The 16,842-nt window shown below is 61.7% G+C and carries 16 protein-coding genes; all 16 read right to left on the bottom strand.

Features of this window, described 5'->3' with window-relative positions; genetic code table 11:
- Window positions 1-2,110: 2,110 nt before the first annotated feature.
- Window positions 2,111-2,443, bottom strand: coding sequence for a hypothetical protein (locus IAE60_RS02590; protein ID WP_187573747.1), 333 nt, complete (start codon window positions 2,441-2,443; stop codon window positions 2,111-2,113).
- A gap of 1,073 nt (window positions 2,444-3,516) precedes the next feature.
- Window positions 3,517-3,837 carry a hypothetical protein gene (locus IAE60_RS02585; protein WP_187573746.1) on the bottom strand — a complete coding sequence of 107 codons (321 nt, stop codon included), beginning with the start codon at window positions 3,835-3,837 and terminating at the stop codon, window positions 3,517-3,519.
- Window positions 3,838-3,896: 59 nt separating this feature from the next.
- The gene (locus IAE60_RS02580; RefSeq protein ID WP_187573745.1) at window positions 3,897-4,223 is read right to left on the bottom strand and encodes a hypothetical protein; all 327 of its coding nucleotides are present in this window, start codon (window positions 4,221-4,223) and stop codon (window positions 3,897-3,899) included.
- Window positions 4,224-4,331: 108 nt separating this feature from the next.
- Window positions 4,332-4,730: an SMI1/KNR4 family protein gene (locus IAE60_RS02575; RefSeq protein ID WP_187573744.1), complete on the bottom strand. Its 399-nt coding sequence runs from the start codon at window positions 4,728-4,730 to the stop codon at window positions 4,332-4,334.
- Between the two features lie 444 nt (window positions 4,731-5,174).
- A complete protein-coding gene (locus tag IAE60_RS02570; RefSeq protein WP_187573743.1) occupies window positions 5,175-5,471 on the bottom strand; it encodes a hypothetical protein in 297 nt (98 codons plus the stop codon).
- 436 nt (window positions 5,472-5,907) lie between these two features.
- On the bottom strand, window positions 5,908-6,201 hold the full coding sequence (locus IAE60_RS02565) for a hypothetical protein (RefSeq protein ID WP_187573742.1): 294 nt from the start codon (window positions 6,199-6,201) through the stop codon (window positions 5,908-5,910).
- 107 nt (window positions 6,202-6,308) lie between these two features.
- On the bottom strand, window positions 6,309-6,602 hold the full coding sequence (locus IAE60_RS02560) for a hypothetical protein (protein ID WP_187573741.1): 294 nt from the start codon (window positions 6,600-6,602) through the stop codon (window positions 6,309-6,311).
- 507 nt (window positions 6,603-7,109) lie between these two features.
- Window positions 7,110-7,502 carry a hypothetical protein gene (locus tag IAE60_RS02555; protein ID WP_187573740.1) on the bottom strand — a complete coding sequence of 131 codons (393 nt, stop codon included), beginning with the start codon at window positions 7,500-7,502 and terminating at the stop codon, window positions 7,110-7,112.
- An 87-nt stretch (window positions 7,503-7,589) separates the two neighbouring features.
- Window positions 7,590-7,922: a ribonuclease E inhibitor RraB gene (locus IAE60_RS02550; RefSeq protein WP_187573739.1), complete on the bottom strand. Its 333-nt coding sequence runs from the start codon at window positions 7,920-7,922 to the stop codon at window positions 7,590-7,592.
- Window positions 7,923-8,035: 113 nt separating this feature from the next.
- Window positions 8,036-8,356 carry a hypothetical protein gene (locus IAE60_RS02545; protein ID WP_187573738.1) on the bottom strand — a complete coding sequence of 107 codons (321 nt, stop codon included), beginning with the start codon at window positions 8,354-8,356 and terminating at the stop codon, window positions 8,036-8,038.
- Window positions 8,357-8,427: 71 nt separating this feature from the next.
- Window positions 8,428-8,904: a hypothetical protein gene (locus IAE60_RS02540; protein WP_187573737.1), complete on the bottom strand. Its 477-nt coding sequence runs from the start codon at window positions 8,902-8,904 to the stop codon at window positions 8,428-8,430.
- Window positions 8,905-9,553: 649 nt separating this feature from the next.
- A complete protein-coding gene (locus tag IAE60_RS02535) occupies window positions 9,554-13,024 on the bottom strand; it encodes a hybrid sensor histidine kinase/response regulator (RefSeq protein ID WP_187573736.1) in 3,471 nt (1,156 codons plus the stop codon).
- A 63-nt stretch (window positions 13,025-13,087) separates the two neighbouring features.
- Complete coding sequence (locus IAE60_RS02530; RefSeq protein WP_187573735.1) at window positions 13,088-14,488, bottom strand: FAD/NAD(P)-binding protein; 1,401 nt, start codon at window positions 14,486-14,488, stop codon at window positions 13,088-13,090.
- Window positions 14,489-14,530: 42 nt separating this feature from the next.
- A complete protein-coding gene (gene cls, locus IAE60_RS02525) occupies window positions 14,531-15,940 on the bottom strand; it encodes a cardiolipin synthase (protein ID WP_187573734.1) in 1,410 nt (469 codons plus the stop codon).
- A gap of 281 nt (window positions 15,941-16,221) precedes the next feature.
- Window positions 16,222-16,386 carry a 50S ribosomal protein L33 gene (gene rpmG / locus IAE60_RS02520; RefSeq protein ID WP_027070918.1) on the bottom strand — a complete coding sequence of 55 codons (165 nt, stop codon included), beginning with the start codon at window positions 16,384-16,386 and terminating at the stop codon, window positions 16,222-16,224.
- A gap of 13 nt (window positions 16,387-16,399) precedes the next feature.
- Complete coding sequence (gene rpmB / locus IAE60_RS02515) at window positions 16,400-16,636, bottom strand: 50S ribosomal protein L28 (protein ID WP_055939185.1); 237 nt, start codon at window positions 16,634-16,636, stop codon at window positions 16,400-16,402.
- Window positions 16,637-16,842: the final 206 nt, after the last annotated feature.

Genomic DNA, 16,842 nt, shown 5'->3' with positions numbered 1-16,842 from the left:
CCCGCGAAGCGGGTTCGGCTTGAATGAATTGTTAGGCGCGGCCCTAGCCAGCGCTGCGATAGGTGAAGACGCCTGGGGCGACGACATCATAGCTGGGATCTCCGTTGCGACCTGGCATGAAGGATGATGCTGGGTCGAGTATGAAAACGCCACGCTCCTCAATGAAGAGCTCGTATGTGCAGATGTATACACCCTCATCAGTGCGGTAGACGCGCTTTGGTTTGAGGTTGGCTACAGCTTCCGGCCAGCTTGATTGAGGAATGTCTCCTGCGGGATGTTCAAGGAGAACGGAACTCATCGCAGCCAAGTCACCTGACTGTTCACGAGAGACGTGCGGCGTGCAGCCAAGCATGAGTGCCAGGATAGTCGCAAGGCATAACCGATGCAGTCGTGTCATAGCGCCTAACGCCAGAATTAAGCCGAACCGCGAAGCGGGTTCGGCTTGAATGAATTGTTAGGGCTCAGCCCCTGACCGTGACGTACCAAAGAATGAACCCAAACGTTGCAATGGAGATTGACAGAACTATGCGGATAGCGCGAGCGTACCCGTAGGCGGATGAGTCCAGTTGTCTTGCGCGAGGGCTGAGAGCTACGGCAATGACGCGGAGGCTCACATTTGGGTCGAATCTGCGCGGCATGCCCATATAGAAGACGCTCGGCTCGCCCTTGTAAGAGAGCCACGCGGGTCTTTGCTCTCGGAGCGCCGAGTAAAACTGGCTGTAGAGGAAGAAGTAGAAAAGCACCAATAGCGGATACGCCACCAAGGAAAGCACGAACGCCTTGTGGATCATCGCCTGAGCCCTAACGCCTGAGTTAAGCCGACCCGCGAAGCGGGTTCGGCTTGAATGAATTGTTAGGGCTCATGCCGATGTACTTGAAGCTGCACATGTAGCCACCATCCTCGGATTCGAGGTTATCAGACAGATATGCCTCGTAGGTTCCCACACGACTGAAAATCCGCTCTAGCGGTCCGTTGACTGAGGCGCGGCCCTGGAACGATGCTGGCACCTCAATACGAGAGGCCGAGGCGAACTCTCCTGTGGTCATCAGTTGCGGCTCTCCTTCCGGAGGTGAGCCCGCTACGAGGAAGTACCACGAGTTGTCGGAAACACGCCGGATGGCCAGCTCACGCCCGTGTCCAGAACCCAAAGAGAGCACTAATGATTGAGAGGCTCGAAAGGTACCCAGGGTGCAAGCGAGTATGCGAGGATTAGACGACCACACCGCAGGCTCGTATCCATCAGCTGCCACGGGGCTGGTTGTTAGCAGGGCGGCGAAGAATAGGCTTTTCATGAGCCCTAACGCCTGAGTTAAGCCGGCCTGCGTAGCGGCTGAGCGTTGTGGTACACGTTACCGCAAAAACGAGGCCGCGAAGCGGGCTCGGCTTGAACGAATTGTTAGGCGGCTGATCCGCCTGCAGAGTCGGCCTTAATGAAGCGATAGAAACTGTAGCCTGATGCCAGAAGAAACAGCCCGCCCAGTGCGAGAACAGTACTTGGGAGGTGAGGCTGTATGTATGGGTCGATCCGGTCAAATAAGAAGTCGCCGAGGCGAGGGTACTCCGGAGCTTGGACCCAACCATGCATTTCGTTGAAGTAGGCAAAAAAGGCGCCTAGACCCATGACAAGGAAATACACACCGCGTCGTGCCCATCGATCCCCAGTGTCTTGTGTATCCATGGCCATAGCCGCCTAACACCTGAGTTAAGCCGACCCGCGAAGCGGGTTCGGCTTGAACGAACTGTTATGCGCGCCAAGGTAAACCCGACGCCAGCGGCCCGCAACGGGTCCAGGAGACCAGGGAGCACGGACAAGGCATCCGTCAGCATGGCACGGGTCGAGGCCAGCAAGAACCGAAGCCGAGAGCGCCGCCAATCCGAAAGTCATGAAGCCATCCTTTGCCGAGCGGCGCGAACGCGATGAGTCCGAAACCGAGTGAAGCGAAGTGCGGAAACTAAAGTGGTCCGAATGAGTCAACGTACGACCAACACCGAAGCCCGCCATACAACCGAAGTCAGTGCTTCACCGAAGCCGACAACACCAACACGCCTACCCACGCATAACACCTGAATTAAGCCGAGCCGCGAAGCGGCTTCGGCTTGAATGAATTGTTAGACCGCCCAGCGATAGAGTTCCTTGGGGTATGCCCAAGGCTGACGCCCCATGACGACCTTCCTTGTATCCTCCATAAGCGCGCCTCCCAATTTGTTGTCGCCAGACTCATAGTGAGTCTTGGCCTGTTGAAGCATGTCCAATAGTTGTTTGGACTTCATATCACCGAAGCGACCTAAAAGGTTGTCAATTCCGCGCTCCAGTACAAAAAAGGCACCATCAAAATCTTCGAAGTCCAAGAATCGACGAGTGGGGGCAGATAGCATGACATTGCAGATATAGTCGTGAAGGTCTTTTTGGGTCTTCGGAATTAGCGATTCCTTGTACTTCATCTGCGGCTCCTGGCGCCGGATGCTAACGAGCGGTCTAACACCTGAATTAAGCCGACCCGCGAAGCGGGTTCGGCTTGAATGAATTGTTAGGCCCAAACGAACTGAACGTGCTCTTTGCCACGATTGTCCAGGACGTAGGACCGTACGTACATCCGGTGATTCTCCGCCACATACACCTCGGTGCGCATCTCAGAAATGGCGCCAGCCTCAATCTTATGCCGGCTCATGTGCTCTGGCAGAGCCTTGCGATAGTGCTTGAGCGACTCCCGCACCCGCGGCGTAAGGGAAAACAGCTCGTCGTGATGCTCTGGAAGTTATGTGATTGTGACCTTCTGGCCCTTCCGCTCGCGGGCGAGTTGATACATGTCATCAAACACAAAGGCGCCATTAACATAGTTCATGCCACTCATGAAGGAGTGGGTCCAGTTGTGCGCCATAGCTTTGATTAGCTTGTACTTCACGATGGAATGATCTTGGGCCTAACACCTGAGTTAAGCCGACCCGCGAAGCGGGTTCGGCTTGAATGAATTGTTAGCACCTGCTGGGGCACTAACCGCCAAACAACATGCTGTCACCTGCGACCACTTCTCTAATGCCCGTTTCGCTCCAGTAGCAATGAGAGCCAATCTGGATCTGATGCCCCTGATTACTGTACAGAAGCGCCCAAGCGCCTCGGCCAAAAATGACTGCATCTTGCTGGCCAGGAAAACACCTTGAAGGCTTGGCGCTCCGCAAGTGCGAAAGTACGGGTGCCATAAAGTTCTCGCAATTGCCGCCGCAAGCCCGGTACGCACGAACTGTGGAGTTCTTTACCACCTCTGATGGGCTGTAGCTCCACTCTTCAGTCCTTGAAAGGAAAAAGAACTCGACAGCTGAAGCATTACGCAAGCTCTCACCGAACAGCTTGGCCGCATCGACTGGCGAAAGTGATTGAGCGGAAGCTGCGACAGGTGATGTAGCAGCGAGCGCGAGACCCAGGACAACTATGTGCTTCAAGAGCATGCGTACCCCGATACAGGTGCTAACACCGGAATTAAGCCGACCCGCGAAGCGGGTTCGGCTTGAATGAATTGTTAGGGCTCATTGTCAGATCCCTCGGGCTTGATCGAGCGACGTAGCAGAAGAGCCTCTTTGAGTGGCACGTCCGGCTGCTTGCGCCAATTGTGGCGCTTTGTAGCAGCTACAGCAGACTCTACAGCCTCAGGGTCAGCCGGCAGACCACCTGACAAAGCAGAAAGCTCTTGGTGCACGGCCTTGCGGTGAGATTGATTGACCCACTGCTTGCGTTTGGCAATTGCGTCTCGGCCGCCCCACTGACTTTCGGCGACGACGTTGCGCCGATCATTCTCAAGGCTAAGAGCCTTCTTTTCCTGCGGGGTTAGCGGACGCTTCATATGAGCCCTAACACCAGAATTAAGCCGACCCGCGAAGCGGGTTCGGCTTGAATGAATTGTTAGCCCCCAACCGACTGGCGAATGAGGGCGCGGTACTTTGAGTCCTCGCCGTGCAGTATGCGGCCACCTGACTTTTCTAAAGCTGTGCTAAGCAGTTGGCGAGCTTCCTCAAGATTGCCCTGCTCGTATGAAACCTTTGCAAGAAGAAACTCTGCCTCACCTAAGTCGTGACGTTTCTCGTGAAAGGCGAGGCCTCGCTCTGCCCAAGAACGTGCCTCATCCAAACGCGCAAGCTGCAACAAAATTGCCACCGCGTACTCAAGGACCATGTACGCATTTGGCACCTCGACTTTGTTGCTTGGCAAGCCATTCCAAAGGTCGTTCACCTCAGCGAGAGCCTGCTCGTATTGGCCGCCGGAGCAAAGTGCACCGGCCGACCGCAAGGACTGCATAACATCTAGCGCTGGACTTTCCATTGGGGGCTAACACCTGAGTTAAGCCGAGCCGCGAAGCGGCTTCGGCTTGGACGAATTGTTAGGCCCCGGCTCGTCTGGAAACCCGAGAGCTTTCCATTCGCTGAGGCTCGGCGCCACCAGCTCAAAGCAGGCCTCTGTCATATCCCCGCCGTCGACGGCAAAAACGCCGGCCGGACGCAAGGTTGGCGCCACTACGAACTGCCGAGGACCGCCATCGACCCCTATAGTGATCCAACCCGGACAGTACTGCTTCGTCTCGTAGCACTCGTTTCGGTCCGTGAGCTGGCTCGGCGCATACAGCACACTGGAGTCGTTCACGTAGCCGCCGCCGTGCTGCGCGATGAACGCAACTAACTCGGGGGCTAGTTTAACGCCGAGCCATAGTTCAAATGCTTCGAAGTCTGTCCGGGTGTCCATGAAGTCCGTTCCGGGGCCTAACACCTGAATTAAGCCGACCCGCGAAGCGGGTTCGGCTTGAATGAATTGTTAGGCCCCGGCACGTGCAACCGGAGCCTCTTTGCCATGATAAGCAGAGTATGCCAACAGTACGTCTGCGGGATCGAGTGGAGCACCGCTGGCCAAGCGGCTGAGAATTGGCTCAAGCCATGTCCTAACTAAGCCATAGTGCTCGGGCCAATCGCCTAGAAGCTCACCAGCAGATATGCGCGCAGCGTGCGTGTGGTAACCAACACCGGACCAAACCCAGAATGGCCGCGTAGGGTCGTCAGGAGCAAAGTCCACTCCGATGAACTCGGAACCCGATGCTGTGCGCTCTTTTGCAATCTCGTGGCTGAGTTTGGTCATGGGGCCTAACACCAGAATTAAGCCGACCCGCTAAGCGGGTTCGGCTTGAATGATTTGTTAGGCCTCATGGCTGGCAATCTCCGACAGCCAATGCACGCCCCCCGTATCTGCCAACGCGAAGTGTCCGAGAGCAGAACTGTGAGCGATTGTGCCATTGAATAGCAGCGCATCCCATTGACCCGATGGGCCTAGTTCCTCTTGGACGAAGGTGAAATGCGAGCCTAAGGCAGACTCAGGTGTTTGACCCAAAGCTCGAAGGTCATCAAGCGTGCCTTGCACCAGAGCAAAAGAGCGCTCTGCGAGCTGGGAGTTGCCGTCAAAGTAGAGACGCGGATGTGCGGTCTTGATCTGCATAAGGCCTAACACCAGAATTAAGCCGACCCGCGAAGCGGGTTCGGCTTGGACGAACTGTTATGCGCGCCAAGGTAAACCCGAAGCCGGCGACCCGCAACGGGTCGGGGGGAGCAGGGGGCCCGGAAGAAGCCTCCGCAAGAACGGAGCAGGTTGAGGCCAGCAAAGACCGAAGCCGAGAGCGCCGCCAATCCGTAAGCCAGGAAGCCATCCGTTGCCGAGCGGCGCGAACGCGATGCGTCCGAAGCCTATTGAAGCGAAGCCAAGACGCGTGAGTGAAACGGATAGGTCAGCGACCGACCAACGCCGAAGCCAAAGGTGCGGCGGAAGTCGCAGCATTACCGAAGCCGACAACACCAACACACCCGCCCACGCATAACACCTGAATTAAGCCGACCCGCGAAGCGGGTTCGGCTTGAATGAATTGTTAGGCAGCAGTCTAGTCCTCATGACTATAGAAGGTATAGCCAGAGGGCTTGCGCGCGAATGTGCCGGTGACAAAGCCGACCGGGAAAGAATCCTCAACTGTCATAGATGGTATGGAGCCGCGATTGATAGCCGCATAGCTGCCACCAGGCTGCCAGTCGAACAGAACAAGATCCTTGGCCTGTCGCTCCGCTGTCATCAAGTCATCGGCGCGAACAAGTCTGGTGGTAAAGAAGCCAACGACGGGCGTGCCATCAAATAGCAAGTCGATTCCCCGGCCGGACAGCATGACTTTGAAGTACGGCATTGTTTGGTCTGCTGCCTAACACCGGAATTAAGCCGACCCGCGAAGCGGGTTCGGCTTGAATGAATTGTTAGGCGCCAACGAGGAGGCGTGGGCGCCGGCTTGCACGACTAAATGCCGCCAAAAAGGAAGGCTGCAACCATTCCCAGGATGGGTAAAGCGCAGATTGCCACGCCAAGACCTTGCTGCAAAGTGCGTAATGATGGGTTGGCAATCAATGCATAAATTGCTGCCGGAACGACAACAAATGCAGCAGCAGTGCAAAAGAGGCTCGTTAGCACTGAACCCTGAACGATTGCGGGATGGGAGCGGAAGGCAATAGCGCAGAAAAGGGAAACGATCCAGGCAGTGGGAAGAGCCAGCATAATCCAGATGGGTATTTCAACGACTCGCGGGTTGGCCATGGCTGGCGCCTAACACCGGAATTAAGCCGACCCGCGAAGCGGGTTCGGCTTGAATGAATTGTTAGCCATAATGCTTGGCGGTTGCTTGAGAAAGTGCATGCACATGCGCACGAATCCAAAGGAGAAAAGTGCTGAGAAAACTGCATACACGATAAGAGTAGCCAGAAGTGCAACCGGGCCGAATGTCATCTCTAAGCTGCCGCCCATGTATTGCTCGAATACCCACCAGATTGGGAGTACAAACGTACTGGCGAGAACGCTAAAGCGTCCAGGTAAGCGTGTCTTAGCGGCGACGAATGAAGCTGCTGCCACTACACAGACAAAGGCCAGCACGCAGACCCCGAAGCCAACCATGCTGATGGTGCTAAGGAGGTCGAGCTCCTCTGCTGTGAGGGGCCTTACATCGACTAGCTGTGGAGGACTGTCTGACATGATGGCTAACACCTGAGTTAAGCCGACCCGCGAAGCGGGTTCGGCTTGAATGAATTGTTAGATGCCACCCACGTATCACGCAAGTGCATCCAGAAAGCTACGGACCGCGGTCATGTCCCTGTCGGACTCAGCCTTGCGACGTAGCACCGGTGCCAGATGGTATTCAATCAGCCGCCTGTCCTCCGCGCTTGGCGGTACAAGGTCGCGAATCACACTGATTAGGCTTGTGACAGACATAAATGACGCAAAGGCCTCATACCCTAGGGCGCTCGCGAATGGAATCTTAGAGAAGTAGTACTTGGCTAGCCGGATTTGATCCCGCTTTTCCCATGACCTGTGAGGAATGAACAGCAGCGCCTCGCCCCATTGGACGTTACTGATGGGGTAGCGCTCCATCAACCAATCTGCCGCCTCCGAAGATTGCAACTCACGAAGATGGCCACAGATTTGCCTTTGCTTTTCGTTCATGGGCCTCGGTACCGTCCTGTGGCATCTAACGCCCGAATTAAGCCGACCCGCGAAGCGGGTTCGGCTTGAATGAATTGTTAGACCGCATTAGTGCAGGACTCCCCAGGACTCGCAAACGCCGCCGAATTGCCCCATTGCCGCGCTAGCCTGGCGTTGGACTGACGTCACACCCTCGTATGAGACCTTGCCTAGAACTTGGAATTGGACGTAACCGTCGCCGTGCTCGTCAGGCGGATACAGGCCAAGCTCGCCGTACATTGCCCGAAGAAGGTCGAGGGCGGCTGCCTGAGGGGGCCAGCTATCGAAGTCTACGTTGTAGTCGACGGAATACTGCTTGGAGAAGTCGAATGCATTGGCAGCGAGATTGCGGAAGACGCCGCCATCTGCATCGTCAGGCCAATCGTCAGTGAACTCTGCCATGCGGTCTAACGCCTGAGTTAAGCCGGCCCGCCCGAGGAGAGCCGGTTTGGCGCCGAGACCGCGAAGCGGGCTCGGCTTGAACGAATTGTTAGGCCATAGTGCCGATTACTGGTTCAGCCAGGTGCTTGCGGTCGAGCAATCCGAAAGAAGACAAGAAATGCGCTCATGCAAAGACCCGTCAAGCCAGCCCAGATACCAAGAAATGTTAAGGCGAATGATGGGCTAAAAGCGGTGTAGAGGAGAGCTGAAAAGCCAGTTGTGGTCTGAGTCCGAGATTCGATTAGCTTGATCGCATCGTAGTACTTGAGCGCTGCGAGCTCTTCAGGCGTGACGTTGTAGACGGATGTTCCCGCCATGATGTACGAAAGGACGAGAGTGGCGAACAGCGACACCGCTGCGCTTGCTTTCAATGCAGAGGCGAAACTCTTTGTCATATGGCCTAACGCCTGAATTAAGCCGACCCGCGAAGCGGGTTCGGCTTGAATGAATTGTTAGCCACTAGAGGTTATGCGGAAACCGCCATCTCTAGCAGAGTCTCAGCGTAGTTGACTCCGCCGTCCGGGGCCGGTTGGCACTTTAGCTCTAGTAGTGCATACCAGCAGGAGACCTTGGCTCCAACACGGAACAGCTTGCGGTCGTGCTTTTCGTGAGCGTAGATACTCTCGAGCATGACTGTGCCGTCGTCTAGTTGAAGGTTGAAAGAGTTGACGCTATCACCCCATCGGGAGTCCTGCCCCGCGAATACCAAGTCCCGGATAGTACCGGTCACATGGGCGGTTTTGATGCGTCCTGATCTGATGCTCTCCCACCAGTCATTTGAGCCAAACAAGCCATGCACAGGCTTGAGCCCCAAGAATGGCTTGTCGTTGTTCAGGCTAAGGGCCTGGACGATCTGAACGTGTTCTGGATCGTCCCGGAGCTCGTAGAAGAGCTCATAGACCACCTTCAACGTTGGGTCGTTGTGGTTAAGTTCGAGATGCATGTTCTAGTGGCTAACGCCTGAATTAAGCCGACCCGCGAAGCGGGTTCGGCTTGAATGAATTGTTAGGCATCTTGCCCTCGAGACCGGACGCCAACAAGCCCTGCCGAGAAGAAGGTAAGGGAGCCACCGAGCACCATGAGCCTATGAACGGCAGCCCCAGGAACAAGTGCCACCAGCACGAAACCTGCCAGGCCGCCGAGAAGAAGCACCCAGGAGAGAGTGTGGCTGCCGCGCGTACCAAGAGCTCGCGGCTGACCGAATGCTGCGCGGTAAAGCAAGCCAATCCAAATGCTGGTGATGAGAGCACAGACTACAGCCGCCACAGTAGCTCCGCGGTATAGCAGAAGCGCTGCCAATGAGCCGAACAGGCAGGCAAGAAGCGTGTTGAGACCGATTGCGAGCGCTCGTTCTCGCTTTGTTGGTGGGCGCGTGAACTCTTTCACAAGATGCCTAACACCTAGTAGACCCCAAAAAGGGGTGATAGCGCCGAGTATTCAGCCGTTCGCCGAGGTGCGTCAATATCGTTTTCTTTGTAAATCAATGAACTGGATCGCCACTTAAGTGCCTGGCCGGATTTCTTGAAAGGTTCTATCAGCGTAAAGCGATCTGTTATTGGTTTATCAGCCTCATGTCGGGGTGGTATCCGGCTTCAGTCGAGGGCGGGGAGTTGGAGGGGGATGTGGTGGGCGGCGAGGAAGGCGCGTAGCGAGGCGGGCTTCACGGGTTTGGTGAGCAGGCGGTAGCCGCGCTCGCGGGCTTCGCGCTTCAGTTCGTCGCGGCCGTCGGCGGTGAGCAGGGCGCCGGCGACGGGGCCGGGACTGGCGGCGCGCAGCGCGTCCAGCGTGGCCAAGCCATCCAGGCGGTCGTGCAGGTGGTAGTCCACCAGCATCACCGACGGACCTTCGGCGATTTTCTGCAAGGCCTCGTCCACGGTGGTGGCGGTGATGACATCCACCTGCCAGCGGCCGAGCAGCGCCTGCATGCCGTCGATGATCTCGCGGTCGTTGTCCACGCACAGCACGCGCAGGCCGGCCAGGGAGTCGCTGGCCAGGGTGCCGCGTCGCGTCGACGCGCGGCGTTCACTCAGCTGGCTGCCGCGCGGGACCACGATGGAGAACATGCTGCCGTGATCCACCGTGCTGCGCGCATCCAGCTCGTGCTGCAGCAACCGGGAGATGCGCTGGCAGATCGACAGCCCCAGGCCCAGGCCGCGCTCGCCCCAGTCGAACGGCTGCTGGTAGCGGTGGAACTCGTCGTAGATCTGCCGCATGTGGTTTTCGGGGATGCCGGGTCCGGTGTCCCAGACCTGCAGCGCGACGTGGTCGCCGCGTACCCGCATGCCGATCACGATGCGGCCTTCACGCGTGTAGCGCAGCGCGTTGGCCAGGAAGTTCTGCAGTACCCGGCGCAGCAGGCGGCGGTCGCTGCGTACCGGTACCGTGCGTGCGTGCACGCGCAGTTGCAGGCCACGGCCCGCGGCGACGGGCGCGTACTGTGCGGCCAGTTCGCGCAGCAGTTCGCCGACATCGAAGTCGCTGATCTGGGTGTGCAGGCCGCCGGCGTCCAGGCGCGACACATCCAGCAGGCCGTCGAGCAGTTCCTCGGCCGCGCGCAGCGAGGCATCGACGCGTTCGCTCAGGTGCTTGCGTTCCTGTGCCTGTGCATCGTCGCCCTGTTCGCTGTCGCGCAGTGCGCTGACGAACAGGCGCGCTGCGTTCAGCGGCTGCAGCACGTCGTGGCTGATCGCGGCCAGGAAGCGTGTACGCGACTGTTGCGCATGCTCGGCGGCCTCACTGCGTTCTGCCACGCGCTGTTCCAGCGTTTCGTTGGTCTCCAGCAGCAGGGCTTCGGCGCGCTTGAAGTCGGTGATGTCGTTGTAGCTGGTGACGTAGCCGCCGCCGGGCAGCGGCTGGCCGCGCATCTCGATCACCTGCCCGTCCGCGCGCACGCGCTCGAAGATATGCGGTGAGCCCGCGCGCATGTAGCGGATGCGCTTGTCGATCTGCGCGTCCACATCGCCTTCGCCCAGTTCGCCGCGCTCGGCGTTGTAACGGATCAGGTCCGCGACCGGGCGTCCCACGTACAGCATGCCGTCCGGGTAGCCGAACATCTGCTGGTAGCGCCGGTTCCAGGCCACCAGCCGCATGTCCGGGTCCACCACGCTGACGCCGGCGCTGATGTTCTCCAGCGTGGTGGACAGGATCTCGCGGTTGAAGCGCAGCTCCTGCCCCGCCTGGTCCAGCACGGCGACCACTTCGCCCAGTTCCATGCCCGAGCCGCGCAGCACGCTCGTCAGCACGATGCGGGCGGAGGCGGCACCGATGGCGGCGGCCAGCAGGCGCTCGGTGAACTGCACCCAGGCGCGGTCCGCGGGCGCGTTGGGCTGCAGCTCGCGTTCCAGCAGCTGAGCCTGCTCGGCGAAGGCGCGGCGCGCATGCCGTTCGCCGACCACGCGTTCGGCCAGGGTACGCAGGTCGCCCACGCGCACGCTGCCGGGCCATTCGCCGGCCACCAGCGCAGGGCGCTGCGCATACGGGTCGAGGAAGGGCGCGGCGCGCAGCCGCTCGTCCACGCCAGGACGCGAGCGTGCGGAGACGATCATCATCGTGCCGGTGTTGACCAGCAGCGACCAGAACGTGCCGTGGGTCAGCGTATCCCAGCCGCTCAGGCCGAACAGCTGCTGCGGGCGCAGCCAGTGGATGCCGAAGGGGCCGTCGTGCAGCCACGCCATGCCGAACCAGCCGGCCTGCGTCATCGTCGGCAGCAGCAGGGTGTAGATCCACGTCGCGAAGCCCAGCACCATGCCGGCCTCCACCCCGCGCCGGCTGGCACCGCGCCAGTACAGTCCACCGATCAGGCCCGGCGCAAACTGCGCCACCGCCGCGAATGCCATCAGGCCGTACGAGGCCAGCGTGCTGTCGTTGCTGCTGCTGCGGTAGTAGGAATAGGCGGTGAGGGCGAGCAACAGGATCGCCACGCGGCGGATCCACAGCACACGCGAGGCCACGTCGGCCTCGGCGTGGTGCTCGGCCCAGCCGCGTCGCAGCAGCACCGGCATGATCAGGTCGTTGCTGACCATCGTCGCCAGCGCGATGCTGGCGACGATCACCATGCCGGTCGCCGCCGAAAAGCCGCCCACGTAGGCGACGATCGCCAATGCGGTGCGCCCCTCGGCCAGCGGCAGCGCCAGCACGTAGCTGTCGTCGGCCACGCTGGTGCCGCCGAACAGCGACGCACCCGCCGCCGCGATGGGCACCACCATCAGCGAGAACAGCGCCAGGTAGCCGCCGAACAGCCAGCGCGCCTTGCGTATGTCGCCCACGTCGCTGCATTCCACCACCGCCACGTGGAACTGGCGCGGCAGGCAGACGATGGCCAGGAAGCCCAGCAGCGTCTGTGCGATGAAGCCTACCGGCGGCGCATTCTCGAACAGCGTGCGTGCGGAGTGGGTGACGCGGAAGGCGTTGTCGCCCAGCCACAGGTAGGCGAACACGCCCACCGCGATCATCGCCACCAGCTTGACCACCGATTCCAGCGAGATCGCCAGCATCATGCCGTGGTGGTGCTCGGTGGCGTCCACCTGGCGTGTGCCGAACAGCGCGGCGAACAGCGCCATCAGCAGTGCCACGTACAGCGCAGGGTCGGTGAAGAAGCCATGGGCGCTATCGCCGCCGTCGCCGCTGAGCACGCTCAGGCTCATCGCCACGGCCTTGTACTGCAGGGCCAGGTAGGGCACCACGCCGATCAGGGCGATGACGGTGACCAGCGCGGCCAGCCGACGCGAGCGGCCGTAGCGCGAGGAGATGAAGTCGGCGATGGAAACGGTGTTCTCGCTTCGCGCGATCAGCGCCAGCCGCTCGATGATGCGCCAGCCGAACAGCAGCAGCAGCAGCGGTCCCAGGTAGATCGGCAGGTAGCCCAGGCCGTTGCGCACCGCGCTGCCAACCGCGCCGTAGAACGTCCACGACGAGCAGTACACCGCCAGCGCAAGGCTGTAGACCACCGGGCGCAGCCACGGGCGGTCGGGGTACATCGGGCGGCGGTCGCCCCACCACGCCACGCCGAACAGCAGTGCGGCATAGCCGATGGACACCAACAGCAGGATCCAGCTGGAAACCAACGCCCTCTCCCGGCGCTCAACCCGCCGCCGAGTGTACTGTGCGGCCGGTCCGGCGGCGTGCGGTCAGGCGGCGGGCGGGGCCAGCAGGCCGCGCACGGCGGTGTCGGCCTGGCCGCGCAGTTCCGGGATGGCGATGCTTTCCCAGATGCAGCCGATGCGCAGGCTGCCGAGGATGAACACGCGGGGCTGCGGCTGTCCCTGCGCATCGACCATGCGGCCGTCGCGTGCGGCCTTCAGGCCGATCCCGTGCGGCCCGGCCTGGGCGTGGCCCTTGCCCAGCAGGTCGTGAAGCAGCGGATTGCGCATGGTCTGCGCACGCATTTCCACGCCCGTGGCGTTGACCACGTAGTCGACATCAAACTCATCGATGCGCCCGTCGCGTGCATGCGTGCTGACGCGCAGGCGCGGGCCTTCGGCCATCACCGTGTCCAGGCGGCCGCGATGCAGGCGCAGCTGGCCGCGTTCGACGAGCGACTGCAGCCGGGCGTGGACCTCGGGCGCGATGCGGTGGCGGTGCACGTCCCACTGGCGTACCCCGTGGCGCAGGAAGCGCCGCTGCTCGGGCAGCGGCAGCGACTGCCACAGCGCCTGCACCTGGGGGCGGATGCGCTCCATCACCGACTGCCACGGCAGGCCTTCGGCCATGGCCTCTTTCGCCGCGGTACGCAGGAAGCGCATGCGGGCGCGCAGGTCCATCGCCTGCAACGGGGCGGGGTCGAAGGTGGCGGCCGGGCCATGACAATGCGGCAGCGGCAGCAGCGCGTGCCGCGACAGCACATGGATCGTGCCCGCATGGCCGTTTTCGGCCAGGCTGAGCACCGTATCGACCATGCTCAGGCCCGAGCCGACAATGCACAGGTCGGCATCCCGCGGGATCGCCTTGACGGCGTCGAAGTCCCATGCCGCCAGCGAGCGTCCTTCCGGCAGCTGCGGCGCGCCGCGCGCGGGCAGCGGCTTGGGCGTGTTGCCGACCGCGAGCACGACGCCCGCGGCCTGCAGCTCGCCATGCCGGGCAAGGCGCAGCGTCGCGCCGTCGGACCGCGGCTCGAGTTCGGCGACGCGGTCGTGGACGACCTGCAGCTGCGCCGGACTCGCGGCGATGGCCTCGGCCAGACGTACGCGCAGGTACTCGCCGTAGCGACGGCGCTCGATGAAGGCGTGCGCCAACGATGCGCGCTCCGGACCGCCCGGTGGTGTGGTGGCGACCACGTAGTCCAGGAAGTCCTCGGGACGGTCGTCGAACGCGCTCATGCGGGCCGCCGGCACGTTGAGCAGGTGTTCGCCATGCGTCGTCGCATAGGCCACGCCCTGCGCGAGCACGCTGCGTGGCTCGATCATCACGATGCGCAGCGGCGCCGTGGCCTGGCGCAACGCCTGCATCGCCACCAGCACGCCCCCGGCGCCGCCGCCGATGATCGCCAGGTCGCAGGGCGGCAGCGGGGCGGTCGGGGTGTCTTCGCTCATGCGCGCATTGTAGCGAATGCGCCGGATCGGCCCGGTGCCGGGCTACATCAGCGAATCGGCGAGCCGTGCGATGCCTTCGCGGCTGCGTTGCCACCCGGGGCGCCGTCGCCAGGCTTCGGCCTGCACGACATCGGCATGTGCCAGGTAGTCGGCTTCGATCGCGCGGATGCGCGCCACCAGGCCGGCGTCGTAGCAGACCAGTCCGATCTCCGCATTCAGCGCGAACGAACGGATGTCCAGGTTGATCGAGCCGACCAGGGCGATGCCGTCGTCCACCGTCAGGTGCTTGGCGTGCAGGAAGTGCGGCCGGTACAGCGCGATCTTCACCCCACAGGCCAGCAGCTCGGCGTAGTACGACTGCTGCGCCCACGCGGTGAGCGTCTGGTTGTTGGTGGCCGACAGCACCAGCTGCACGTCCACGCCCGACAGCGCCGCGATGCGCAGTGCGCTGAGCGTGGCGTCGTCGGGCACGAAGTAGGGCGTGGTCAGCACCACCTTGTGGCGCGCCAGGTGGATCAGCGCGTTGACGGTGTCGCGCGCGTTCTCGAAGGGGTAGGCGGGTCCGCTGGGCAGCAGCTGCGTGGCCACATCCTGCGGCTGCACGGACAGGTCGGGACGCACGTCCAGCCGTTCCCCGGTCTCGATGTACCAGTCGCTGGCGAACACGCCTTCCAGGTGCGAGACCACCGGCCCCTGCACGCGCGCGACGAGCTCGCGATTCGGATGGCCCGCCACGAACGTGGCCTCCGCCAGGTTCTGCGACCCCACGTAGCCGATGCGGTTGTCGATCACTGCGACCTTGCGGTGGTTGCGCAGGTCCATCCGGCCGCTGCGCCGCCAGCGCAGGCCGCCCGGCAGCATGTCGTGCACCAACACGCCGGCTGCGCGCAGGCGGGCGCGGTATGCGCGCAGCCCGCGCTTGGCGCCCACGGCATCCAGCAGCACGCGGCAGGTCACGCCGCGCGCGGCGGCCGCGCACAGTGCGGACGTGACGGCTTCGCCCACCGGGTCGTCGAACATCAGGTAGTACAGCAGGTGCACCTGCCGGTTGGCCGCGCCGATGTCGTCCAGCAGCGCACGCAGCGACGCGTCGTAGTCATCCAGCAGCGTCACCGCATTGCCATGCGTGGGCATGAAGGCGCCCTGGCGTTCGATCAGCGGGGCCATTTCGGCCGCGGCACCGTCGCGCGGCGTCCAGCGCAGGGCGCTGAGCGGACGCTGTTCCTCGCGGATCACATCGGAGGCGCGCGCCTGCCGCGCGACACGCTCACGCGAAAGCCAGGGATGCCCCAGCAACAGGTACAGCGGCAGGCCGAGCAGCGGCACGAAGCCCACCAGCAGCAGCCAGCTGCGCGCCGCGGCCGGCGTGGTCCGGCTGGGAATCCACCACAGCGCCGCCAGCCGGATCAGCCAGTCGACGATCAGCAGCGCGGTGCCAAGGGACCAGTCCATGCGGTGCGGGTGTCCGGGGAGGGAATGCCCTGATTCTGCGTTGGCCGGCGAACAAATGAAAACCCGAGTGCCGTTCCCTTCTCCCTGCAACGCGGGGAGAAGGTGCCCGAAGAGCCTGCCCCGTACTCGATACGGGGGCGGATGAGGGGAAGCTTTTCGCTCGCCGAAGACTGAAAGCAGAAAACCCCGCCGAGGCGGGGTTTTCCTTGAGGCGCTGGATCCCCGCTTTCGCGGGGATGACCTAGCGGCAAAGGCGTTCGCTGTGCGAACGCGCCGCTAGGTCACTTGATCTTGCCTTCCTTGTAGATCACGTGCTTGCGCACGACCGGGTCGTACTTCTTGATTTCCATCTTGCCCGGGGTGTTCTTCTTGTTCTTGTCCGTCGTGTAGAAGTGGCCGGTGTTGGCCGAGGAGATCAGACGGATCTTGTCGCGCTTGGATGCCATGTTCGATTACTCCTCAGATCTTCTCGCCGCGCGCACGCAGCTCGGCCAGAACGGAGTCGATGCCGTTCTTGTCGATGGTGCGCAGCGCGTGCGCGGACACTTTCAGCTTGACCCAGCGGTTTTCGCTGGCGACCCAGAAGCGGCGCTCGTGCAGGTTGGGCAGGAAACGACGACGGGTCTTGTTGTTGGCGTGGCTGACGTTGTTACCCGTCATCACACGCTTGCCGGTCACTTGGCATACGCGGGACATACGCACCTCGATAAGTAATTGTGTCGCCCATAGCCTGGGGGACGGCGGCCCGATGGACGGCCTGCAGGGCAGGTCGGACACCACGCGATACGGCAGGAAAACCGCTGCTGACCCAAGCCGGAATCGCGCTTCCGGCCGCAGATCCGGCCAGGCCGGACACAGCGAGCCGCGCATTATGCCGGGGTTTCCCTTGTGTCGCAAGCACT

It is taken from the genome of Pseudoxanthomonas mexicana (assembly GCF_014397415.1).
In the GTDB taxonomy this organism is placed as follows: Bacteria; Pseudomonadota; Gammaproteobacteria; order Xanthomonadales; family Xanthomonadaceae; genus Pseudoxanthomonas_A; species Pseudoxanthomonas_A mexicana.
This window is presented reverse-complemented; position numbering and strand designations above follow the sequence as displayed.